19 protein-coding genes and 2 pseudogenes are annotated in these 21,948 nt (G+C 70.3%); 10 read left to right on the plus strand and 11 right to left on the minus strand.

Annotated features, from left to right (window positions below; genetic code table 11):
• Window positions 1-65: 65 nt before the first annotated feature.
• Genes AB0A61_RS25690 through AB0A61_RS25710 form a run of 5 tightly spaced genes read right to left on the minus strand, consistent with a single transcriptional unit; the run spans window position 66 to window position 4,942 of the window.
• Window positions 66-1,343, minus strand: coding sequence for an ABC transporter substrate-binding protein (locus AB0A61_RS25690; RefSeq protein WP_361296596.1), 1,278 nt, complete (start codon window positions 1,341-1,343; stop codon window positions 66-68).
• Window positions 1,344-1,348: 5 nt separating this feature from the next.
• The gene (locus AB0A61_RS25695) at window positions 1,349-2,497 is read right to left on the minus strand and encodes a branched-chain amino acid ABC transporter permease (RefSeq protein ID WP_361296599.1); all 1,149 of its coding nucleotides are present in this window, start codon (window positions 2,495-2,497) and stop codon (window positions 1,349-1,351) included.
• Entirely contained in the window at window positions 2,494-3,375 is an 882-nt protein-coding gene (locus AB0A61_RS25700) for a branched-chain amino acid ABC transporter permease (protein WP_361296602.1), read from the minus strand. The genes AB0A61_RS25695 and AB0A61_RS25700 overlap by 4 nt, the downstream gene beginning before the upstream one ends.
• Before the next feature lie 5 nt (window positions 3,376-3,380).
• On the minus strand, window positions 3,381-4,187 hold the full coding sequence (locus AB0A61_RS25705; RefSeq protein WP_361296605.1) for an ABC transporter ATP-binding protein: 807 nt from the start codon (window positions 4,185-4,187) through the stop codon (window positions 3,381-3,383).
• Window positions 4,184-4,942: an ABC transporter ATP-binding protein gene (locus tag AB0A61_RS25710; protein WP_361296608.1), complete on the minus strand. Its 759-nt coding sequence runs from the start codon at window positions 4,940-4,942 to the stop codon at window positions 4,184-4,186. Before AB0A61_RS25710 ends, AB0A61_RS25705 begins: the two co-directional genes overlap by 4 nt.
• Window positions 4,943-5,130: 188 nt before the next feature.
• Between AB0A61_RS25710 and AB0A61_RS25715 the strand changes: the two genes are divergently transcribed.
• The 4 genes from AB0A61_RS25715 (at window position 5,131) to AB0A61_RS25730 (ending at window position 8,955) form a co-directional block, all read left to right on the plus strand.
• A complete protein-coding gene (locus AB0A61_RS25715; protein ID WP_361296610.1) occupies window positions 5,131-6,426 on the plus strand; it encodes a helix-turn-helix domain-containing protein in 1,296 nt (431 codons plus the stop codon).
• Window positions 6,423-7,088 (plus strand): TetR/AcrR family transcriptional regulator, encoded by a 666-nt coding sequence (locus AB0A61_RS25720; protein ID WP_361296613.1) that lies wholly within the window; start codon window positions 6,423-6,425, stop codon window positions 7,086-7,088. The genes AB0A61_RS25715 and AB0A61_RS25720 overlap by 4 nt, the downstream gene beginning before the upstream one ends.
• Window positions 7,089-7,247: 159 nt before the next feature.
• On the plus strand, window positions 7,248-8,129 hold the full coding sequence (locus tag AB0A61_RS25725; RefSeq protein WP_361296616.1) for an alpha/beta hydrolase: 882 nt from the start codon (window positions 7,248-7,250) through the stop codon (window positions 8,127-8,129).
• 4 nt (window positions 8,130-8,133) lie between these two features.
• The gene (locus AB0A61_RS25730; protein WP_361296619.1) at window positions 8,134-8,955 is read left to right on the plus strand and encodes a hypothetical protein; all 822 of its coding nucleotides are present in this window, start codon (window positions 8,134-8,136) and stop codon (window positions 8,953-8,955) included.
• Between the two features lie 7 nt (window positions 8,956-8,962).
• On the opposite strand, the pseudogene AB0A61_RS25735 reads toward AB0A61_RS25730, so the two are convergent.
• The 3 genes and pseudogenes from AB0A61_RS25735 to AB0A61_RS25745 form a co-directional block, all read right to left on the minus strand.
• Window positions 8,963-9,400, minus strand: a pseudogene (locus AB0A61_RS25735) (serine/threonine-protein kinase); the annotation flags it as partial.
• 129 nt (window positions 9,401-9,529) lie between these two features.
• The gene (locus AB0A61_RS25740; RefSeq protein ID WP_361296622.1) at window positions 9,530-10,096 is read right to left on the minus strand and encodes a helix-turn-helix domain-containing protein; all 567 of its coding nucleotides are present in this window, start codon (window positions 10,094-10,096) and stop codon (window positions 9,530-9,532) included.
• 119 nt (window positions 10,097-10,215) lie between these two features.
• Complete coding sequence (locus AB0A61_RS25745; RefSeq protein ID WP_361296625.1) at window positions 10,216-11,094, minus strand: SDR family NAD(P)-dependent oxidoreductase; 879 nt, start codon at window positions 11,092-11,094, stop codon at window positions 10,216-10,218.
• A 303-nt stretch (window positions 11,095-11,397) separates the two neighbouring features.
• Between AB0A61_RS25745 and AB0A61_RS25750 the strand changes: the two genes are divergently transcribed.
• A complete protein-coding gene (locus tag AB0A61_RS25750; protein ID WP_361296628.1) occupies window positions 11,398-11,754 on the plus strand; it encodes a PRC-barrel domain-containing protein in 357 nt (118 codons plus the stop codon).
• 25 nt (window positions 11,755-11,779) lie between these two features.
• Window positions 11,780-11,953 carry a hypothetical protein gene (locus AB0A61_RS25755; RefSeq protein WP_361296631.1) on the plus strand — a complete coding sequence of 58 codons (174 nt, stop codon included), beginning with the start codon at window positions 11,780-11,782 and terminating at the stop codon, window positions 11,951-11,953.
• Between the two features lie 63 nt (window positions 11,954-12,016).
• Here AB0A61_RS25755 and AB0A61_RS25760 read toward each other — a convergent pair.
• Window positions 12,017-13,039, minus strand: a pseudogene (locus tag AB0A61_RS25760) (hypothetical protein); the annotation flags it as partial.
• On the opposite strand from AB0A61_RS25760, the gene AB0A61_RS25765 reads away from it, so the two are divergent.
• The 4 genes from AB0A61_RS25765 to AB0A61_RS25780 all read left to right on the plus strand — a co-directional run bounded on the left by AB0A61_RS25765 (window position 13,007) and on the right by AB0A61_RS25780 (window position 17,781).
• Entirely contained in the window at window positions 13,007-13,300 is a 294-nt protein-coding gene (locus AB0A61_RS25765) for a LysR substrate-binding domain-containing protein (protein WP_361296634.1), read from the plus strand. The pseudogene AB0A61_RS25760 and the gene AB0A61_RS25765 overlap by 33 nt on opposite strands.
• Window positions 13,301-13,476: 176 nt before the next feature.
• Window positions 13,477-14,208: a hypothetical protein gene (locus AB0A61_RS25770; RefSeq protein ID WP_361296637.1), complete on the plus strand. Its 732-nt coding sequence runs from the start codon at window positions 13,477-13,479 to the stop codon at window positions 14,206-14,208.
• Window positions 14,209-14,973: 765 nt separating this feature from the next.
• A complete protein-coding gene (locus tag AB0A61_RS25775) occupies window positions 14,974-16,890 on the plus strand; it encodes a hypothetical protein (protein WP_361296640.1) in 1,917 nt (638 codons plus the stop codon).
• Window positions 16,891-17,622: 732 nt separating this feature from the next.
• The gene (locus AB0A61_RS25780; protein WP_361296643.1) at window positions 17,623-17,781 is read left to right on the plus strand and encodes a hypothetical protein; all 159 of its coding nucleotides are present in this window, start codon (window positions 17,623-17,625) and stop codon (window positions 17,779-17,781) included.
• 76 nt (window positions 17,782-17,857) lie between these two features.
• Here AB0A61_RS25780 and AB0A61_RS25785 read toward each other — a convergent pair whose 3' ends face one another.
• Both AB0A61_RS25785 and AB0A61_RS25790 read right to left on the minus strand, forming a co-directional pair.
• The gene (locus tag AB0A61_RS25785; protein WP_361296646.1) at window positions 17,858-20,533 is read right to left on the minus strand and encodes a glycosyl hydrolase; all 2,676 of its coding nucleotides are present in this window, start codon (window positions 20,531-20,533) and stop codon (window positions 17,858-17,860) included.
• Between the two features lie 202 nt (window positions 20,534-20,735).
• Window positions 20,736-21,419 (minus strand): hypothetical protein, encoded by a 684-nt coding sequence (locus AB0A61_RS25790; protein ID WP_361296649.1) that lies wholly within the window; start codon window positions 21,417-21,419, stop codon window positions 20,736-20,738.
• Between the last annotated feature and the right edge of the window lie 529 nt (window positions 21,420-21,948).

Below are 21,948 nucleotides of genomic sequence, written 5' to 3' on the forward strand. Positions count from 1 at the left end.
TGTCCGCTCCGCGAGGTGAGGGCGGTCCCCTGGGTCAGGGATCGACCGGGACCGCCCCCGCCGGCTCACCTCGTCAGCGGGCCGAACTCCTTGCGGGTGTCCACCGGCTTGCCGAACAGCTGCCACCGCACGCCCTTGAAGCGCACCAGTTGCATCGTCTCGAGCGGGAAGGCATCGCCGGGACCCGTGGACATGGTGACCCCGGGCAGCAACAGGCCCACCTTCACGTCCTTCAGGTTGCGCACCGCGTCCCGCAGCCCTTCCCTGGTCGGGCACTTCATCGCGTCCAGGGCCTTGTGCAGGCTCGAGGCGACGGCCCAGCCATAGGCGTTGAACTGGTTGGCCGGGTCGGCGTCCGGGGCGTACTTGCGCATGGCGTTCATGTAGGTCTTCATCTCGGGGTCATTCGCCCACTGCGGGTCGGCGGGGTCCTTGAAGTAGGTCGCCGAGACCACGCCCTGCACGTTCTTGAACCCGACGGGCTTGAGCACGGCGGCGGACGAGGCCACGTTGTTCACGATGTGCAGCGGGTTCCACTTGGTGTTGTTGGCGTCGGCTGCGAGGGCCTGGCTGGCGAACTTGGGGGTGGTGACGTCCAGCAGCACGTCTGCCTTGGAGCGGGACAGGCTCGCCATCTGTGCCGAGACGGAAGGGTCGGTGACCTCGTAGCTCTCTTCGGCGACCACCTTGACACCGCTGCCGGCGACGGCCTTCTTGAACCCGCCGAGCAGGTCCTTGCCGAAGTCGTCGTTCTGGTAGAGGACCGCGACCCTGGCCGTGCGCCGCTCGTCCTTGAGGTACTTGGCGTACACCCGGGCCTCGGCCACATAGTTGGGCTGCCACCCGATGGTCCAGGGATGCTGGTCGTCCGTGCCCCAGACGGAGGCACCCGTGGCGACGAAGGGCTGCGGCACCTTCTGCTGGTTGAGGTAGTCCCACACGGCTGCCGTGGACGGGGTGCCCAGGGTCTGGAACACGGCGAAGACCTTGTCCTGCTCGACGAGTCTGCGGGCCTCCTCGACCGCCTTGGGCGGCTGGTATCCGTCGTCGCGGACGACGAACTGCACCTGGCGGCCGTCTATGCCGCCCTTGTCGTTGACGTACTTGAAGTAGGTGGCCACGCCCTTGCTGATCGTGCCGTACGCGGAGGCAGGTCCCGACAGCGGGTAGATCCCGCCCAGCTTGATGGTCTTGTCGGTGATGCCGGTGGTCTGCTGGCCCTTGCACGCGCCACTGGCGGCGGTGTCCTGGTCGTCCTGCCCTCGCCGGCTGCTGCAGGCGGTCGCGGTGAGCAGGACGGCGGTAGCGGCCGCTGCCGCCCGCAGAGCGGTCGTCTTGCGCATGTGATTCATTCCTTTTCCGTGCGGGGCGATGCGCCCACGGGTTCGGCGTCGACAACTGCGGGGTCCGCGGGGGTGAGGGTCGCGGAGGATTCGGGTTCGGCCCCGGACTTCGGCTCCGTATCGCGCCCGGATTCGGCCTCTGGCGGATGGTCGAGGGCTGCAGTGGTGCGGGGCAGGCGGCGGGCGACAGCACCCAGGACACGGCCCGGCAGACCGGCCAGCCCTGTCGGGGCCACGAACATCACCGTGATGATCAGCAGGCCGAACACCACTCCCGGTGCGGCCTCACTGACGTCCTGGGACACGCTCGGCACGTACATCACGAACGCCGCGCCCAGCAGTGGTCCGTACAGCGAGCCGAGTCCCCCGACCACCAGGCCGGCCAGCAGGGTGATGGACAGCACGAAGGTGAAGGAGTCGGGCGAGACGAAGCCGATCACCCAGGTGTACAGGCACCCGGCGACACCCGCGAACATGGCGCTCCACGCGAAGGCGAGGGTCTTGTGCAGCGACAGCCGCACGCCCATGACCTCGGCGGCGCTCTCGTTGTCCCGCACGGCGAGCAGTGCCCGGCCGGCCCGGGACCGCAGCAGGTTGCGGGCGAGCAGGAGCGCCACCGCGGTGACGGCGAGGACGACGAAGTACATCCACTGGTCCTCGGCCAGCCCGCTCCACGCGGGTGGCTGCAGCTTGTCCACGGTCAGGCCCATGGAGCCGCCGGTCACCGGTTCGAGCCGCTTGAGCAGGGGCGGCAGGAACACCGCGAACGACAGGGTGACCAGGGCCAGGTACAGGCCGCGCAGCCGCAGGGCGGGCACTCCGAACCCGAGGCCCAGCAGGAAGCATCCGGCGGCCGCGACCGGCAGCGTGGCCAGGTGGCCGGTGTCGTAACGGTCGAGCATGACCGCCGCCGTGTAGGCCCCCGCCGCGAAGAACGCGCCGTGCCCCAGCGAGATCTGCCCGCCGAAGCCGACCAGCAGGTTCAGCCCGGCCAGCGCCACGGCGTACAGGAGCACCATGGTCAGCTGGAAGACCTGGAAGGGGGCGAAGTAGAAGGGTGCGCCGACGGCGACCGCCGCAGCGAGCAGCACGGTGAGTGCGGCCCGCAGCCGCCGGGCCCGGTCGGTGCCGAGTGCCGCTGTGACGGTGTTCACGCGCGCTCCACCGCCGCCCGTCCGAACAGGCCCTGGGGCCGCACCAGCAGCACCACCAGAATGATCACCAGGGGGACGCCCACCTTCAGATCGGCACCGATCACGCCCACGTACGCACCGGTCAGCGTCTCGGCGACACCCACGACCAGACCGCCGACAACCGCGCCCACCGGGCTGTCGAAGCCGCCGAGGGTGGCCGCGGCGAAGGCGTAGATCAGCACCCCGCCCATCATGTTGGGCTCAAGGAACAGCACCGGGGCGACGAGCACGCCCGAGACCGCGCCGACGGTCGCCGCCAGCCCCCAGCCGAGCATCCGGACCCCGCCCACCCGGATGCCCGACAGCCGGGCGGAGGAGGGGTTGCAGGCGACCGCCCGCATCACCAGGCCGAGGGAGGTGTGCTGGAACAGCAGATACAGCAGGCCCATCACGACGGCCACCACGCCGAGGATCCCGAGCGTCGACCAGTCCACACTCACCCCGGCCAGGTCCAGCCCGCCGTCGGGGAACGGCTGCGGGAAGTCCTTCACGGTGAACGACCAGATCAGGCCGGCCATCGCGTTGACGAAGATGAACAGGCCGACCGTGACGATGACCACCGTCAGCTCGGGCGCGCCCTGAACGGGGCGGATGACGATCCGCTCGACCAGCATGCCACCGGCGAAGGACACCGCGAGGGTGACCGGCAGCGCCAGCCAGAACGGCATCCCGGACGCCACCAGCTGCCAGGCGACGTATGTCGAGAGCATCGCCAGCTCGCCCTGCGCGAAGTTGACGATCCCCGTGAACCGGTGGATCAGCACGAGGGCCAGCGCGAGACTGGCGTACACCGCGCCGGAGCCGAGTCCTTCCACCACTTGCTGGAGAAGATCGGTCACGGCGCTCACCCGGCCTTCCGGGAGAGGACGGGGACACCGAGGTACACCTCGGCGACCTGCCCGTCCTCGCGGATCTGTTGAGCCGGTCCGGACAGCACCAGGCGGCCGGCCTCCAGTACGTGCGCCCGGTGCGCGATGTCCAACGCGAGCTGGGCGTTCTGCTCGACGACGACCACGGTGGTGTGTTCCTCCTCGTTGACGGCACGGACGATCTCGAACAGCTCGCGGGTGACCAGCGGTGCGAGCCCGAGGGAAGGCTCGTCCAGGAGCAGCAGCGACGGCCGCAGCATCAGCGCCCTGCCGATGGCGAGCATCTGCTGCTCGCCACCGCTGAGGCTGCCGGCGGCCTGACGCGAGCGCTGGCGCAGTTTGGGGAAGTGGCCGTAGACGCGTTCCAGGTCGGCCGCCACCGCCACACGCTCGGTGCGGCCCCGCCACCGGGGGCGGGTGCGCAGGTGGGCGCCGATGCGCAGGTTCTCCTCGACGGTCAGCTCGTTGAAGGTGCCCCGGCCCTCGGGCACATGCGCCACGCCGAGCCTGGCGGCCTGCTCGGGCGAGCGGCCCAGCAGCTGCGTACCGTCGAAGGTGACCGAGCCGCGGCCGCGGACCATGCCGCACAGCGCCCGCAGCGTCGTGGTCTTGCCCGCGCCGTTGGGTCCGAGGATCGCGCACACCTCGCCGCGGGCGACGGAGAAGTCGAGGCCCTGCAGCACGCGGGCCTGGCCGTATCCGGCGTGCAGGCCGGTGACCTTCAGGAAGTCCGGCTCCGCACTCGGCCGGGCCTCGGTACGGTCGGTGGTGGGCTCGCTCATGCGGCCACCCCCAGGTACGCCTCGACGACCGCCGGGTCTCGCTGGATCTCCTCCGGTGACCCCTCGGCGATCTTGCGGCCGAAGTCGAGGCAGACCACCTTGTCGCACAGGCCCATCACGAACCCCATGTGGTGTTCGACCACCACGAGCGTGAGGTCGAACTCCTGGCGCACCGACCCGACCAGATCCGCGAATTGGCCGACCTCGCCGTGGCTGAGCCCGTTGACGGGTTCGTCGAGCAACAGCAGCCGGGGCCGTACCGCAAGCGCCCGGGCGAGTTCGACGCGTTTGAGCGTGCCGAACGGCAGCCCGGAGGCGGGGTGGTCGGCCACGTCCGCCAGGCCGAGCCGCCGTAGCAAGTCGTCCGCCCGGTCACGTAGTTCCCTCTCCTCCCGCCGGACGTGGGGCAGCCGGAGCGCCGCGGCGAGATGTCCGGTGCGCCCCCGGCTGTGGGCGCCGACCATGACGTTCTCCCGGACCGTGAGCCGCGGGAACAGGCCCAGGTTCTGGAAGGTGCGGGCGATGCCGCGCCCGGCAACGGCGTGCGGAGCGAGGGCCAGCAGGTCCTCGCCTTCGAACCGCACGTCTCCCCCATGGGGAGTGCAGCGCCTGGTGAGGCAGTTGAACAAGGTGGTCTTGCCGGCTCCGTTCGGCCCGATGAGCCCCACGGCGGTGCCCGGCTCGACGGTGAACGCGACACCGTCCAGTGCCGTGATCCCGCCGAAGCGCACGGTGATACCGTCGACCGCGAGCATGAGTGACGCCCCTTCCGACGTGCTGGGGGGTGGGCGAGCGTCACAGTAAGTGGGGGCGTTGCAGGCGCACATTGGGTGTGAGCACCCAACTTCTCGGTCGCCGGACTGTGCGCCGCGCACAGGTGCCGGGAGCTGTCTCACGCCGAGCCTGTTGACGGAGCACGACGCGGGCGGCGACGATCGGCGCCATGCCTCGCGGTCCTGCCCTGGGCACTCCCCAGCTCTCCGAACCGCTCCGCCGGGAGCGGCGGCGGATCCTGCACGCCGTCCACGACCGGGTCGAGGAAGTGGCGGAGACCGCCGTCGACGTGATGCGCGCGGAGATCCCGTCGTACGCACTGCAGGACGAACGGTTCTTCGACGAGGTACGGGAGCAGGTGCTCGAGCACTACCGGATGCAGCTGGCGGCGCTGGCCGGCGACCGCGACATCGCTCCCGAGGACCTGGTCTTCAGCCGCGCGGCGGCCATGCGCCGTGCACGTGCGGGGTTCGCCCTGGAGGACTGGATCAGTGCGTTCCGGGTCGGCCGGCAGGTGATGTGGGACGCGCTGCTGGACTGCGCGGGCACGTCCGCCGAAGCCCAGCAGGCCGCACTGTCCCTCGTCACCCCGTTGATGCGGTACGTCGACTACGCCAGCACCCACGCAGCGCAGGCATACGTCGAGTACCAGCAGCACGTGGTGGCGGACGCGGACCGGGAGCGCCGGGATCTCCTGGACCAGCTCCTGGCGGGCGTGGCACCGACGCGCGGTCCGCTGTTCGCCGCGACGCAGGCGTATGGCATCGGACCGCGCTCGCCGATGATGGCGGTCGTTGCGGTGTGCGTCGGCGACACGCGCACGGGGGACCACACCTCGGCCGAGAACGGATATGCCACCAGCGCGTCGATCAGCGTCGCCGGGCCCTGGGCCGGCCGGACCCTGGTCGTCGTGCGCCACGGCGAGGTGGTGGCCGTGCCCGTGCTCCGGGCCGGCATGAACGCGGAGGACGTCTGCGCCCACTTCGAGGCCGTGCAGCGGCGACTCGCGCGGGGCGGAACCATGCTCTCCATGGGGATCAGTACGGTCGCGCACGGCGCATGTGAACTGCCGCGCGCCTACCAGGAGGCGCGGGCCGCCCTCGACCTGGTGCCGAGCGGGGGCGGGGTGGCGGCGCTGCCGCGGCTGTCCCCCTTCGACTACCTTGCGCTGCGCGCCGACGACCTCGCCCGCCAACTGGTCGATCCCCGGGTGCGTGTGCTGCTGGAGGAGGACCGCAGACGCGGCGACACACTGGCCGCCACCATACGGGCCTTCGCGGAGGCGGACCTCAATCTGCGTCTGGCCGCCGAGCGGCTGCGGGTGCACCACAACACGGCGCACTACCGGTTGCGCCGGATCGAGGAACGCACCGGCCGCAATCCGCGCCGGATCGCCGACCTCCTGGAACTACTGGTCGCCCTCGCCATCCGCGACGGGGCCGGGGAAGGTGGGGATTGCCAGTGAGCGGCATCGTGGAGTCTGCCGGGACCGGGGCGGCACGTCAGCTGCCGGGCGGGCAGGGGGACATGGATCTGCCGGAGGGGCACGGGGGGCAGAACCGAACGGTCCGGCGTGCGCTGCTGGACGCCGCGCTGGAGGTGTTCACCGAGCGCGGATACACCGACGCCGGTCTCACCGAGATCGCGGCGCGCGCCGGCATCCCGCTGGGCAGCCTCTTCCAGCACTACGGCGGAAAGCGAGGGCTTTACCTCGCCCTCTGGGAGGAGTTCCGGGAGGAGCAGGAGCGCCGGACCGCGGCCACGCTGGCCTCCGAGCGCAGCCGTGGTGTGGAGGACCCCGTCGCCCTCTTCGTGGCGGGAGCCAGGGCGTACCTGGAGGGTGCCTGGGACAACCGCAGGCTCGGCAGGCTCCTCGTGGAGGACGACGGTCCCGCGGGCTTCGACGCGCTGCGCCGCCAGTGGGACCGCGCATGGGTACGGCGCAACGCCCGGCTGCTGGAGGTGGACGAGCGGCGACGCGCCGGGCGGGTGCGGGTGAGCGTGCTGACCACCGTCATCGGAGGGGCGGCGCGCGAGCTGGGCGACTGCGGGGACGAGACGGAGGCCCGGGAGATCGTGGACGAGGTGTGCGGCATCCTGATCCATCTGTCGGCACCACCCGGCTGAGACGCCCGGCGCATGGCTGCGGCGACGGCGGCCCGGGTGTACGAGTCGCAGGAAAGGGGGTGCGCGGCCGCCGCTGCTGGGATGCGCGCATGCCCGCGGTCTTGACAGTTCGATCCCCTGCCTGAAGGCTACCGACCAGTCGGTATGAAGGGGTGGGTCGTGACCGAGCTGAGCATCACCACCGATGCGGGCGTGTTCGACGCGATCGTGGCGGGTCCGCCCGAGGGTCGCCCGGTGCTCATGCTGCACGGCTTCCCGCAGACGGGGCTGGTGTGGCAACGGCAGATCGCGGCTCTGGCCGCTCGCGGCTACCGGGTGGTGGCACCCGACCAGCGTGGGTACTCCCCCGGCGCCCGCCCTGAGCGACCCGAGGACTATCGCATCGGCCTTCTCGTCGAGGACGTGGTCGCGATCACCGAGGAACTGGGCTGGGCGGCGTTCGACCTGGTCGGCCATGACTGGGGAGGCGCGGTGGCCTGGTGGACCGCGCACGCCCACCCCGGCCGCGTACGCACCCTGACGGTTGTCTCGACCCCGCATCCCGGCGCTCTGGCCACCGCACTGCGCACCGACGAGGATCAGCGCAAACGCTCGCACTACATGATCGACTGGCGCGAGACACCCGCGACCGAGGAGCGCATGCTCGCCCACGACGCCCAGGAGCTTCGCGTCGTCTACGCGGGGAAGGTCCCGCAAGACAGTGCCGAGGCCTACGTACGGCACCTGTCCCAGCCGGGCGCTCTCACCGCGGCGCTGAACTGGTACCGGGCCGGCCGCCCCGACGGCGCGATCGGCGCCGTCGACGTGCCGACGCTGTACGTCTGGAGCACGGAGGACAGCGCGTTCGGCCCGGCGGCCGCACAGGAGACCGGGCGGTGGGTCAACGGACCGTACCGGTTCGAAACCCTCCAGGGGGTCAGCCACTGGGTTCCCGAAGAGGCGCCCGGCATGCTGAGCCGCCTGCTGCTCGAACACCTGCGAGCGCACGGCGAGTACCACACAGCAGCGAATACCCCGTTCGTCGACTCTCCGGAGAAGTGACTTCATGAAGGCAGCCCGCGCGGCCTGGCGCCGACTCGAACCCGTACACGCCATGATCTACTTCGCCCCCGAGGGAACGCGCCGGTACGCGGACCTCGGACTGAGCCGACGCGCCGGGTACTTCGCCTCCCGCAGTGCCGCGTTCGGCCGGGCATCCGCCGAGCTGGTCATCTCGACCTTCTACAACTTCAACCCCGCTTTCGTACGGCAGGCGGTCGTCGGGGCCTGGGATGCCACGACGCCGCAGCAGGTGCTGGACGCGCGGTACGCCGCGGCGGGCGAGGCCCTGCGGCGGGCGGGAATCCACGAGCTGCCCGCTTTGGACGAGGTCCTGGCGCTGGCTCGCAGGGCCGCAGAGGCGGCCTGCGAACACCCGCAAGGTCGCCCGCTGTTCGCCGCGCATGCCGCACTGCCTTGGCCGGAGGAGCCGGTCTTGCAGCTGTGGCACGCCCAGACGCTGCTCCGGGAGTTCCGTGGAGACGGCCATGTCGCGTGCCTGCTGAGCGAAGGCGTCGGGGGCCTGGAGGCCCTGGTTCTGGACGCCGCCAGGGGTGAGGTTCCTGTCGACTTCCTCAAGGCGAGCCGCGCATGGCCCGAGGAGGAGTGGGCCGGCACGAAGGAGCGTCTGCGCAAGCGAGGTCTGCTCGAGGGCGACTGCCTCAGCTCGGAGGGCGTACTCCTGCGCCGGCACATCGAGGACCGCACCGACCGCCTGGCCCTTGCGGCCTACGCCGCCCTGGGCGACGCCGACTGCGAGCGGCTGGCCGAACTGGCCGACCCCTTCGGCCGCGCCGTCGTCGAAGCCGGCCTTCTCAAGCTCGGCTGACCGGGGGGATGCCGGCCTCGTGTGCGGAGCGCAGCGCGGCCGGCACCTCACGTCCGATACGCACCGCTTCGCCCGGGTTCATGGGTCCGCGTGCGAGACGGTCGGCCAGCGAGCCGCCGGTGACGAGTTCCATGACGATCCAGGGACAGCTTCCCCGACCGCCGTCGACCACATGATGGATGGTCACCACATTGGGATGATCGACACGGGCCAGCGCACGGGCTTCCCGCAGGACTCGCTCCCGCAGCATCCCGGCGGCCTCGGAGTCGTACTCGGCGAGATCAGGATCGGGCGGCCGGACCTCCTTGACGGCCACGCTCCGGTGCAGCACGAGGTCTCTCGCGCGCCAGACCAGCCCCATGCCGCCACCGCCGAGCCGTTCCTCCAGCTCGAACCGCCCGTCGACAACCCGTCTTCCGCTGTTGTCGCTGCCCGCTCCGCTCATCCGCGCGAACTCAGTTGCCACCGCCGGCTGCAGTGGGATGGCCCCTGCCAGGCGAGGCGCTGGAACCCCTCGCCGATCGCTGCGGCGCGCGAGCGACACGTGCGGCCGACCATGGACCGCGTTGGACCTTCAACGGATGTACAAGCCTTCCAGCAGAGCGGTCAGATACCGGCGGGCGGTTTCGACGCGGGCTGCGGGGGCGCCATGAACATTCGCGGCATAGGCGATTCCACACATCAACGGCACCAGGTCCTCGGGCGTCAAGTCGGGCCGCACAACCTCGGCGTCGCGGGCGCGCCTGAGCAACTCTCTGCCGACCGACGAGAGGGTCCTCTTCAGTTCGGTCGTGCGTGGCAGGGCATCCGTGGGCGCGGCGGTGACCGTGGACAGGGCGGCGTCGGTGACCTGCGCCTCGATGGTGCGGGTCAGGAAGTCGGCGAGGGCGCGCCCGGGGTCGTCGTCGGCCAGCGCCTGCTCGCCGTGAGCGGCGAGTGCCTCCAGGCTGGGGGTGGCGACGGCCTCCAGGAGCGCCTCAGCGGTGGGAAAGTGGCGATAGACGGTGCCAACGCCCATCCGGGCACGGCGGGCGATGTCGTTGAGCTGCAGTGGCGTGCCCTCGTCCACGAGATCGCGCGCCACGGCGACGATCCGTTCCCAGTTCCGGGCGGCGTCCTTGCGCAGGGGGGCGGGCGGCATGCGAGCAGTGTAACTGGATCATTCATCCGGATCGATGTGGAGCCCGTTCCGGATGAGCCACCCGTTTTCCTTCTCGGGCAAGCACGCGCTGGGGGTGCGCAGTTGGCGCGAAGATCTCGTCACGGGGTCGTGAGTGGCGCGAGGCGCTCACTGAGGTGGCGCACGGCTTCGGCGATGCGGGGATCCGTTGCCGAACGGAAGGGAGCGACCGGATGCGCCTGGGGTCCGATGACGAGGCCGGTCCGGCCGGCCAGTGAGCCGTCGGTCGCGGCGAAGATCGAGGACTTGGCCGCCAGGGACGCCGGGCCCGAGGTCGAGCGTTCGAACTTGCGCCGGACCAGCGGCCAGAGCAGCCGCAGCCCCGGCGAGACGATCTTCGGATCGCGCATGGCGCCGTTGGTCATGTCGGTGGCGGCGCCGCCGGGGTCTGCCGCGAAGACCGAGACGCCCGTGCCGTCGAGCCGCCCGGCCAGCTCCAGCGTGTAGGCCAGGTTGGCGAGCTTGGCGCGGCCGTACCAGTGGAATGCGTAGTAGCCCCCCGGCGGCTCGACGGCGTCGAAGACGCGCTTTGCGACACCGATCGCACCCGAGGTGACGTTCACGATCCGGCTCGGCACACCGGCCTGCAGCGCCGGCAGCAGCAGTTCGGTCAGCAGGTAGGGCGAGAGGTGGTTGACGGCGAACGTCGCCTCTATCCCGTCGACCGAGTCCTGGCGGTCCGGGAACATCGCTCCGACGTTGTTGACCAGCACGGCCGGCGGACCGTCTGCGGCGATCCGGTCGGCGAGGGCGCGGACCGCGTCGAGCGAGGCGAGATCGGCGGCCAGGAACCGGGCGGGGTGCAGCGGTGCCGCGGCGTTGATCCGTTCGACCGCACGGGCGCCGCGCTCGGCGTTGCGCCCGACCACGGTGACCGCAAGGCCCGCCTCGGCCAGTCCCGAGGCGGTCTCCAACCCGATTCCCGCTGTCCCTGCCGTGACGACTGCTGTCTGCTTCATGGCACAACCCGTTCTACATATCTGGATAGATTATCCGGTTGTCGCCACCATAACAGATGCGGATGACCTATCCGGTTCCTGTGGGGCAATGCGACACGACAGCGGCCGCGGCACCGAGGTTGATCTTCGCGACGAGGTCTCGCCGGGGGCCGGATTGCCCGGGCCGACCCACAGACCGGCCGAGGAACTCCGACAAGTCCTGGCAGTACGTATGTGACAAGTCCTGGCAGTACGTACGGACGGACGGGTCGGCATGCGCCGCGCGACCACGGGTACCCGCCCGGAATCACGCGGAGGTTCATCATGTTCGAGGCAGGCGACATCCGTGAATGGCGTGGTCACGACGTGGTCGATCCCGGTGGCCACAAGATCGGCGTTCTGGAATCGGTCTACGTCGACACCGCGACCGACGAGCCCTTCTACGCCACTGTGACCGTTGGCATGCCCACCCGCCGCCGTCTGGTCTTCGTTCCCCTCACGGACGCGACTGTCGGTCCGGGGTACCTGAAGGTCGTCTACGGCAGGGACATCGTCAAGAAGGCCCCCGCGATCGACACGGACGGAGAGTTGCCGGCCACGGAAGAGCCGGCGGTCTTTGCGCACTACTCGCTCGACTACGCCCCGGGCGCCGGCGGCGAGCGCCGCCTCGCCCGCCGCTGAACCACCGAAGCCGCCGGGAGGGCCGATGAGTCTGTTTCTGCTCCTGATCCTCGTGGCCGTGGTGCTGGGCATCATCGGGTTCGCCGCTCACGGGCTGTTCTATCTGTTGATCATCGGCGCCGTCGTGCTGCTTGCCGACCTCGTCTACGCGGCGATCCGTCTCCGCCGCCGGGGAGGAAAACACCGCTTCGCCCGCTGATCGTCCAAGGCACCGGTCCCTGACACCGGGGCCACGGCGATGCCCGCCGCAGCGGCGCCGTCGAACACGTCTCCACCCTTGCGATGCTCGGCGATCGGGACGTACCCGACGTGGACTTCCGGCGTTCCCGGACCGGGTCCCGGCAGCCGCGCCGGGGCCGTGGTGGCGTGCCCGTACGGCGACGGCCGCGAGCAGCGCGAGTACGACGGCGGCGAACCACGTCGTCGCGTCGGTCAGGCTCATGGAGCGGCCGGCGATGCCCAGGCCGACGGGCAGCAGAGCCAGGCCGAGGTAGGAGGCGAGGAACAGGCCGGCGAGGGCTTCGCCGCGCTGGGCCGGAGCGGCCGTGATGGCCACGTGTGCGACGGCGGACTTGAACAGCACGCCGGCGCCGGCTCCGGCGATGACCCCGGCGACCAGGGAAACGGGCAGGCTGGTCAAGCGCATACCGACCGCGAGGACGGCCATGCCCACGGCCTGGGCGAGCAGCCCGAGGTACCACCGCGTCCGGGCGCCGAGTCGGCCGGTACTCGTCTGGGCCGCCGCGGCGGCACCGAACACGGCGAACACGACCAGTCCGGCCAACGCGCGGGACGGGTGGTGCAGGGTTTCACCGACGAAGCCGGGAACCACGGAGGTGAACAGGCCGAACACCGCCAGGCACGTGAAACCGGCCGCGGCAGCGGCGAGGTATCCGCGGTCGCCGTCAGCGGCCCTGACCCTCTGGGGCCGATAGCCGGGCCTGACCGCGGGCTTGTGGACGGTCTCGGGGGTCAGCGCAACGGCGGCCACGCCGGTCAGCAACAGAACGACGAAGACCGCGTACGGCAGACGCAGCGGCGCGCCGAAGTACTGGGCGAGTATTCCTGCGGCGAGGGCCTTGCGCGACGGCACCGCCGACCTCGCCGTGGCCGCCCTGGACACCCCGCTGCAGCGCGGCCTGACGACCCGGCTGCTGGCGCGCGAGGAGATGGTCCTGGTGACCGCCCCGACGACGGACGTCCTGCCGCCCGAGGGACTGGTGACCCTGCCGAGGCCGCCGCGCTGCCACTGGTGGACTTCTCCCCCGGCTGGGCGGTCCGGCACGAGGTCGACAGGGCCTTCCGCGCGGCGTCCCTCGAACGCAGGACCACCTTCGAGGTGAACGACCTGCTGGCGGCCACCGACCTGGTCCGGCACGGGCTCGGCGTGTGCATCATGCCCCCGTCGCTCGCCGCCCGGTTCCCCGAACTCCCGGTACGCCCCTTCGCCGCGCACGCACCGGCGTGGACGGTCCTGGTCGTCCGCCCACGCGGGGAACCGTCCCCTGCCGTAACCGCGCTCCTGCGCCACATCGGACAGGGGTGACGCGACCGGTCCGGGAGGGCGGCGCCATGCCCCTGCTCGCGCGGTGCCGGGGCTCAACCAGCCTCTCTTGGCCTGCTCCCCCGCCGGTGACGGCAGCCGTGGGTGCGGGGGATAAAGGGAGTGCGCCTGTTCGAGCCGGTGAGGTACGTTCCTGCCTGTTCGAAGGGGGACCCGAAGTGGCGAAGCTGAACCAGATCATCGCTGTCGAAAAGGGTGTCAAGAGCAAGTCGCTCCAGGACATCACCGCGGCGCACCACAAGGTGCAGAAGCCGGCACTGCTGGCCGGTATCTCGCGTACGTACCAGCCGAAGGACGAGGAGGGCGAGCAACTGCCGCCCGAGTCCACGCGGGTGCAGGTGCAGGCCGAGGACGTGCTGCGGGAGATGTCCGCGTCGCTCACCCGGCTCTTCGACGTGACCGCCACCAAGGACTGGGCGAACTGCACGGCCCGCGCGGACGTCACGGTCGACGGCCGGACGATCCTCACCGACGTCCCGGTCAGCTATCTCCTCTTCCTGGAGAAGCAGCTCACCGACCTGCACACGTTCGTCAGGAAGCTCCCTACCCTCGACGCCGCGGAGTCCTGGTCTCATGACCCTTCCACGGACTGGTGGAAGACGGACCAGGTTCGCACGATCCGCACCAAGAAGGTTCCACGCAACCATGTCAAGGCGGAGGCGACCGACAAGCACCCGGCGCAGGTCGAGGTGTACTACGAGGACGTGCCCATCGGGTACTGGACGACCGTGAAGTTCTCCGGAGCGCTCCCGGCGCGGCGGGTGAACGAGCTGGTGGAGCGGGTCGAGAAGCTCCAGCAGGCGGTGAAGTTCGCCCGCGAGGAGGCCAACGGTGCCGAGGTCACCGACCAACGAGTCGGCGACGCGGTGTTCGGCTACCTGCTCGGCTGAGCCGATCGCGGGTAGCATCCACGATCGCCCCCGCGTGCGAGCGCGGGGGTGCGCGACAGGCGCGGGCCGGATTGAGGACCGGTGCGCGTGATGAGCGCAAGCTGACACTGAAGTTCAGCCTGAAGAAGCGGTGACAGTGAAGGTTCGAGTCCTTCCCCCGGCACAGCGCCTGCAACGGGCCGGGGTAGCCCAACATGGCAGAGGCAGCCGCGGTCAATCTCAGACTCTCGCTCCAGTCTCAGCATCGCCGCCGATCGCCGGATCGACCGAGGCCGGACGAACGCCGTCGGATGCGAGTTCGACTCTCGCCTGCACCTCTCACATGGTGCGGTAGTTCAAAGGAAGAACACGACGGCATGATGACTGATCCGTCCTCTTAAACGCCGCCGGCGTGCGCAATTGGGTGGCATCCCCAGGGGCCCGGGAGCTGGATACGACTCCCGGGCCCCGCCACGTTCCTGTCGATCCGCCACAGGGCATGCGAGGAGTTGACTGCGCCGCGTAAATTCTCGGTCGCCTGGCGCGATACCCCTGTCGTCTCTCTTGTTGCGTGGCATGTCCGGTGCAAGCATCCCGGATTGCGAGCACGCGCTCCATCGGCGTGAACGTCCTTCTCCCCCCACACGCCGGGTGAACCCCGGCTGCCCGAAAGGATGTTCCGTGTCCCGGTCCAGACGCAGGCGCGGCCGGACAGCCGCGCTCACCGCAATCCTCGCCGCTCTTCCGGCCTCTGCTTGTCGTCCTCGGGCTGAAAGGGGTCCCCTCATGTCGCGCACCGTCTTCCGCAGATCCGTCGCGACCGCCACCACCGCCCTGCTCTCCTTGGGCGGTCTCCTCCTCGCCTCGCATCCGGCGCTCGCCGACGTCTCCAACGGCGGCTTCGAGTCGGGCAGCCTGACCGGCTGGACAACCACCGGTACGACTACGGTGGTCAACTCCGGTGCCCACAGTGGCACCTACGCCGCCCGCGTCGGCGGCACCTCACCCACCAACGGCGACTCCTCGATCGCCCAGACCTTCACCGCGCCCACCGGCGCCAACCAGTTGTCCTTCTGGTACAGCGTCACCTGCCCGGACACGCTCACCTACGACTGGGCGACGGCCACCCTCGCCGACACCACGGCCGGCACGACAACGACCGTTCTGGCCAAGACGTGCACCAAGGGCCAGGGCTGGAAGCAGGTCTCCTCTGCGGTGACCGCAGGGCACAGCTACACCCTCAAGCTCGTCAGCCACGACGACGACTACGCGGGCGACGCCACCTACACGCTCTACGACGACGCCGCCTTCACCACGGCCGCTCCGCCGCCCGGTTTGACGCAGGTCAGCACGGACCCGTTCACCAACACCTCCAGCCAGCACGCCACCGAGCTGGAACCCGACACCTTCGCCTGGGGCAACGCGATCGTCGCCTCCTCCCAGGTCGGCCGGTTCACCGACGGCGGCGCCTCCGACATCGGCTGGAACACCTCCACCGACGGCGGCACCACCTGGCAGCACGGCATGCTCCCCGGCATCACCACCCACCAGGGGGGCGGCAGCTGGGCCCGCGTGTCCGACCCGGCCGTCGCCTACGACGCCAAGCACAGCACCTGGATGGTCGCCGGACTGGTCATCGACTCCAACGCCAACGGTGCGGGCGTGACAGTCAGCCGCTCCACGAACGGCACGAGCTGGCAGAACCCCGTCATAGCGGTCGGCAACGACGGCCAGGGCTACGACAAGGAATGGGTCGTCTGCGACAACAGCACCTCCAGCCCGTACTACGGCACCTGCTACGTCGAGGTCGACATCACCTCGTCCGGCAACCGTGTGGTCATGAGCCGCTCCACCGACGGCGGCGCCACCTGGTCGGCTCCGGTGTCGCCCTCCGGCAACCCGACCGGGCTGGGCGGCCAGCCCCTCGTCCAGCCGAACGGCACGGTCGTGGTCGCCTACTCCTCGAACGGCAGCGCCGTCCGCGCCTTCAACTCCACCAACGGCGGCTCCAGCTGGAGCTCGAGCACCCTGATCGCGAACGTCAGCAGCCACGGCGTGGCCGGCAACCTGCGCGACGGTGAGGGCCTGCCGTCCGCCGAGATCGACGGATCCGGCAAGATCTACGTCGCCTGGCAGGACTGCCGGTTCCGCTCCGGCTGCCCCGCCAACGACATCGTCTACGCCACTTCGACCAACGGCACCAGCTGGTCGTCCGTGACCCGGGTGCCGATCGACCCCACCACCAGCGGCGTCGACCACTTCATCCCCGGCATCGGCATCGACCCGACCACCTCCGGCAGCACGGCGAAGATCGGGCTCTACTACTACTTCTACCCGAACGCCGACTGCACCGCCTCCACCTGCCGGCTGGAGGTCGGCTACGTCTCCTCCGCCAGCGGCGGCAGCACCTGGAGCGCACCGACCACGGTCGCCGGCCCGATGTCCCTGTCCCAGATCGCCGACTCCACCCAGGGCAGCATGGTCGGCGACTACATCTCCACCTCCGTGGTCAGCGGCAAGGCGGTCTCCGTCTTCGCCGTCGGCAAGACACCGATCAACGGGCAAGCCTTCGACGAGGCCCTCTACACCGCCGGCCCGCTCACCGTCACCGGCGGCAGCACACCCGCCACGACCCACGGCGCGGCGAGCGTCACCGCACCACCCAAGTCCACTGGATCCGGGCCCCTGCCGACTCGGCGCTGATCTCCCCTCTGTCCGCTCCGAGGTGCGTTCCGGTGTCCGCCGGAACGCACCTCGGCCGCGACGCGCCTCTGCCACCGGGAAGTGGCGACCGAGGCCGTCGTGCGTCCGATTCGCCCACCACCGAGGGGGTTCCGCCGGTCCGGTTCCATCCGCATCGGCGGGACCGCACGGTCGTCGTCTCGTTCGACTCGGGCATCCGCTGAGACCCTCCGCTCCCCACGGGAACCGATCTGCGGTCGAGTACGTCGCAGTGCCGTCCGGTCGCATGAGGGAGTGGTCATGATGATCGAGGACTGCAGAATGATCGAGGACTGCAGACGTGGGCGAGGGTCCTGGTCTCGGCTCGCGGCCGTCCTGGTCGCCGTCTCGTGCCTCTTGACTGCCTGCGGTGGCAGCGGCGGCGGCTCGCACGCGGACTCGACGCCACCGTCCCCTTCGGCCGATCCGGTCACCCGGAGGCCCTCGGAAAGCAGTCCAGGCACACCGGGCGGCCGGGCCTCACCATCCGCCACGGCCCCGGCGAAGACGCCGTCACCGCCCCCGGAGGCAACTCCGACCTCTCCTGGGACGGCCGCCGCTTCCCCCGGCTGCGTCACCGGCTCCGCCACCGTCACCCACAGCCCTGGCGACGCCTCCGTCCGCAGCCTGTGCGTGCGATCCGGCACGACGGTGACCGTGATCCTTCAGGCCCGTGCCCAGGGTCCCTGGCCGAAGCCGCACAGCAGCAATCCGATGCTGGCGCTCGTGACCTCGACCGCCACCGACGGCAAAGGTGTCACCCGCGTCACCGTACGCGCCGCGCGCACCGGATCGGTGACCGTCACCTGGGGTCCGGAAGGCGCACCGTTCTTCACTCTCCGGCTGAGCGTGGCGGCGTATCGGGTGCAGTGACCAGAAAGCCCGGCCGGCCGGTGTGCTCCCGGCGCGGGGAGCACACCGGCCGTCGCATGACGGAAGTCCGCCGCGATCAGTCCTTACGGCCCTTGAGGCGCCGTACGTCAAAGGACCGGATGCCGCGTCCGTGCGTGGCGGCGTACAGCTTGCCGTCGGGGCCGAGGCGGAGTTGCACGACGGCCGTGGTGGGCAGGTTGTTCCCGAGGACCAGCCACTTCGTGGCACCGGCGGGGCGGTAGAAGGTGGCCAGGTCGGTACCGAGGGCGAGGCCGCCGTTCGGGAGGAGCTTGACCGTGTCGGCGGGAACGTCCGGCAGGTTGGCGGAGATGTCCGTCCAGTGCGCGCCGCCGTCCTTGGACTCGAAGACGTGGCCGACGCCCGCGCCGGGGCCCTCGGTGAAGCGGCGGGAGAAGCCGTTGATCGCCACGTAGACGTGCTGGGCGTTGGCCGGGTCGATCTCGAAGCCGGAGATGTAGCGGTTCGGGACGGGGCCGTCGACCGGAAGGCCGAGCTGGTGCCAGCCGGTGCCGTCGGCGTTGCCGACCGCTATGCCCCGGGTGAAGCCCTGGTTGTTGCAGGGCCCGCACCAGCCGACGTACACCGTGCCGCCCGAGGACGCCACGGCCGTGGCCACATGGCCCTCGCCGAGGTCGTAGGCGTTCGTCCACTCCTTGCCGGAGCGGATGGCGAAGCCCTTGGTGTTCACCCACACGTGCCGGCCGCCGGCGATCCAGGTGTTGGTGTCCTTGACGTCGGCGGTGATCGGGGCGATGAAGCGGGCGCCGGCACCACCCTGGTCCTTGTCCGGCGGGGCGACCTCGTACTCGGTGGCCTTGGACGGGTCCGTGGTCCACGAGCCGTCGTTGACACCGCAGTTCTGCGTGACCCACATGTCCAGGTAGACGTACTCCTCGGCGATGTTGCAGCCGTTGGCGGGGTCCGTGATGGTGTCGCCGCCGTCACCGCCGAAGTCGGAGCCCATGACCTTGTCCCGGCCGCGCAGGATCGACTGGCCGTTGTCCTGCAGGCCGCCGGTCACCGAGACTCCGCCGTAGGTGAGGTCCTTGCCGACGCCGACGGAGTAGTACTGGAGGACGTCGAGGGTGCCGTCGTTGAGGGACCGCCAGTCCTTGGCGTGGCCGCCGGAGTCGACCGCGCCGTTCAGCGGGCGGCGGTAGATGCCGCCGTCGTTGCCGACGTACGCCCAGCTCTTGCCCTTGTAACTGCCGATCGCGACCGCGTGCTGGTCGGAGTGGGTGGTGGGTGAGCAGTCGCCGGTCTGCTTGGCCGGGTCGATGCTCCAGCAAGGGAAGGGGAAGTTCCAGTACGGGCCCGGGGTGGTCCAGGTCGAGCCGGCGTTCTTGGTCTCGAAGACCTCTTCCAGGCCGAGGTAGACGTGGTCGGCGTTGGCCGGGTCGACCTGGAGGAACTGGTTGTACCAGGACTGGATGCCCGGCATGTAGCCCGCACTCTGAAGCGCGGATCCGGACGCCTTCAGCTTGGTGTAGTCCGCGATCCGAGTCCACGGCCCGAACGGCGAACCGTTCTTGGAAACGTACACGCCCTTCAGGCCGCTGTCCGGGTTCGCGGTCGTCTGCGCCGGCGACTGGTCGATGGCGTACAGGCGCGAGCCGTCGGCCGCCGCGGCGAACGTCATGTTGCCGACGTCGTCACTGCTGGTGGGCAGGTCACCGAGCCCGCTGACCGGCTTCCAGCTGCCGTCGTCCTGCTTGGCGTACAGGCCGTTGCGGCTGTCGCCGCCGCGCCAGCCGACTGCGAGGAGGACCTTGTTCGGGTCCCTGGGGTCGACGGCGATGTCGTTGGCGATGTTCTTGTACGGCGCGCTCGAATCGTCCGCCTTCGAACCACCCGGCAGATAGTCCGGGTTGGGGGCGAACTCGTGCTTCCACGGGCCGGACAAGGTGGTCGTGGAGTGCGACCACACGCCGGTGCTGGTCGCCGCCCAGACCTTGGTGCCGGCGAAGCGGAGAGCGTGGACGACAGTGGACTCCAGCTCAGCGCCGCCCACGCGGTCGCCGGGCTGGAACTGCCCGTGGCGCGGGTCCTTCAGGACGTACACGCCCGTCCCCACGAAGGACGTTGCCCCGGTGTTGGACTCGCCGGTGGCGTACCAGAGCCGCTTCTGGCCGTCGAGGGCGAGGGTGCCCGTCGACAGGGACGGGAGCTTGTCGGCAATCGGCTTCCAGTGTCCGCCGCCCGTTGTCGAGCGGAAGACACCACCGTTGGCACCGCCCGCGTACACGTTCCCCTGGTCGTCGGCGGCGATCCCGGTGATCCGGCCGGTCACCTTGCCCGAGCCACCACTGGAGTTGGAGTTCACATCGCGATAGCGGGGATCGTCGGAGTTGTACGCCTTGTTCGTGACGTGGCCCCAGCTGCCGCCCGTGTGCCGCATCGACTGCAGCTGCTGCCAGGCCGCCCCGTAGGCACCGGGAGCAACCACGCCGGGCGCGGTGCGCGCCTCGGTGAACTGGGCTGTCGCCTCGGCGGAGTTCTCCGCCTCATCGGCGCCGTCGTCGTCGCCCTCGGTCGCGGCGAGAGCGGACATTCCGTGGCCGGCGCGGACCGCCTTTATGTGTTGACGGCCCATCGCGGCCTGATGGCGCGCCTGCCAGGGCCGGGTTCTGGTGTCGGTCGACGCCGCGAACGACTGGGTGCTCACCAGTCCGAACGCGGCCGCTGCAACGGTGCAGGCTATGAACCGTCGCTGATGCCTCGCGGGCAACATGCCCTCTCCTCCCTGCACCGGGCATATGGGGGTGTCCCGGCGCAGAGGGGATCTTGGCGTGTCCACAACAGCCCCACAAAGGGCTTACAGGAAAAATGGCACGCTGTTTACCTTGCAGCTCACATGAGCCCGAACTCCCGCTGCCCACACCTGTTCGGGCCCACGCATCGTCCCCGGGGACGGCGGGCAGGATCAGCCCTGCTCACCGGACCGTCCGAGGCGGCCGGGCTGCTGCCTTGGGGCCCGTCACGCGCGGTGTGACCGCGGCCGAAGCGACGGGTCCGTGGTCCGTGCCACTGGACAACAGCCCGCTGTAGGCGTCCGTCGAGTCCTGCGGAGCATGGGCATTGGTCTCGACGAACAGCGGCCGCACGGCGAAGGGGCCGTCGGCGCCGAGGCCCTCGTAGTCGCCGAGGAAGTGGCCCCCGGCGTAAGGGGCCTGGAGCCAGTCGAAGACGCCGGAGATGCGACGCTCGGTGGCGTGCTGCTCGGCGCCGCGCGGAAAGGTGAGCAGCCAGGTGGCGGTGGGGAGGGTCGTGGTGTTCCCGGCGGTGAGGTGGCGCAGGTCGTAGCAGGTGATCGCGACCGTGCCGCGGGCGTTGCAGGTCGCCGCCGGCGCGCAGGGACTTGGTCGCATCACCCGGGGCGTTGGGGTCCGCCTCGGGCGCGGCCGTGTCCTTGGCGATGGTGACCGGCTTGCTCCACGTGCGGCCCTGGTCGGTCGACTCGACCATGCGAAGTGCAGGTCGGTGGGCGTGAGGGTGCCTGTCGCGTAGTCGATGCCGTACGTCTGCCGGTCGAAGACGTCGTAGAGGGTGTCGGTGCGCGGGTCGACGACGATGACATTGCCGATGGTCTGCGAATGCGGGACGACCGAGGTGTCCACGAACGGACGGGCCGCGGCCCAGTGCCGGCCGGCGTCGCGGGTGATGGAGATGTAGGCGGGTCCGTCGTAGACCTTGGCGGAGTCGTCCTCGTCGATGCGGTCCAGACCTGATAGGCGACGCCGCGATGGACGGGGTCGGCGGTGACGGAGTTCTTGTCGTCGCCGAACTGGGCCTGCCTGTCGTCGATCAGGGGGGTCGGGTGCGTCTAGGTGCGCCCGCCGTCGTACGACGTCGAGGCGGCTACGCCGTTGCGCGCGTCGGCGGCGTCGAACACGAACCCGCCGGCGTAGACCGTGCCGTCGGGACCGGTAGATGGTTCGTCTTGGGCTGTGCTGGCGCAGGTACGGTCCCGGTGTCGCCGGGACGCGAGTCGCCCGGTGAGCCTGGATGAATGAGTCCAATGTCCGTGCTGGCCGCGACCATCGGACTCATTCATCTAGTGCCCCGGCAGGCAACGTTCGCCCGTCAAGGAGTGACGTCCGGTGCGTGCTCTCGGCGTGCCGGCCGGAAGTCCTCGTACTGGACGTA

Source organism: Streptomyces sp. NPDC046197 (genome assembly GCF_040646295.1).
Classification (GTDB): domain Bacteria; phylum Actinomycetota; class Actinomycetes; order Streptomycetales; family Streptomycetaceae; genus Streptomyces.

Bases quoted from the DNA above. Each gene is read 5' to 3' on its own strand.
- AB0A61_RS25690 (WP_361296596.1), bottom strand. From the start codon at position 1,343: ATGCGCAAGACGACCGCTCTGCGGGCGGCAGCGGCCGCTACCGCCGTC.
- AB0A61_RS25705 (WP_361296605.1), bottom strand. From the start codon at position 4,187: ATGAGCGAGCCCACCACCGACCGTACCGAGGCCCGGCCGAGTGCGGAG.
- AB0A61_RS25710 (WP_361296608.1), bottom strand. From the start codon at position 4,942: ATGCTCGCGGTCGACGGTATCACCGTGCGCTTCGGCGGGATCACGGCA.
- AB0A61_RS25715 (WP_361296610.1), top strand. From the start codon at position 5,131: ATGCCTCGCGGTCCTGCCCTGGGCACTCCCCAGCTCTCCGAACCGCTC.
- AB0A61_RS25730 (WP_361296619.1), top strand. From the start codon at position 8,134: ATGAAGGCAGCCCGCGCGGCCTGGCGCCGACTCGAACCCGTACACGCC.
- AB0A61_RS25740 (WP_361296622.1), bottom strand. From the start codon at position 10,096: ATGCCGCCCGCCCCCCTGCGCAAGGACGCCGCCCGGAACTGGGAACGG.
- AB0A61_RS25745 (WP_361296625.1), bottom strand. From the start codon at position 11,094: ATGAAGCAGACAGCAGTCGTCACGGCAGGGACAGCGGGAATCGGGTTG.
- AB0A61_RS25750 (WP_361296628.1), top strand. From the start codon at position 11,398: ATGTTCGAGGCAGGCGACATCCGTGAATGGCGTGGTCACGACGTGGTC.
- AB0A61_RS25755 (WP_361296631.1), top strand. From the start codon at position 11,780: ATGAGTCTGTTTCTGCTCCTGATCCTCGTGGCCGTGGTGCTGGGCATC.
- AB0A61_RS25775 (WP_361296640.1), top strand. From the start codon at position 14,974: ATGTCGCGCACCGTCTTCCGCAGATCCGTCGCGACCGCCACCACCGCC.
- AB0A61_RS25780 (WP_361296643.1), top strand. From the start codon at position 17,623: ATGCTGGCGCTCGTGACCTCGACCGCCACCGACGGCAAAGGTGTCACC.
- AB0A61_RS25785 (WP_361296646.1), bottom strand. From the start codon at position 20,533: ATGTTGCCCGCGAGGCATCAGCGACGGTTCATAGCCTGCACCGTTGCA.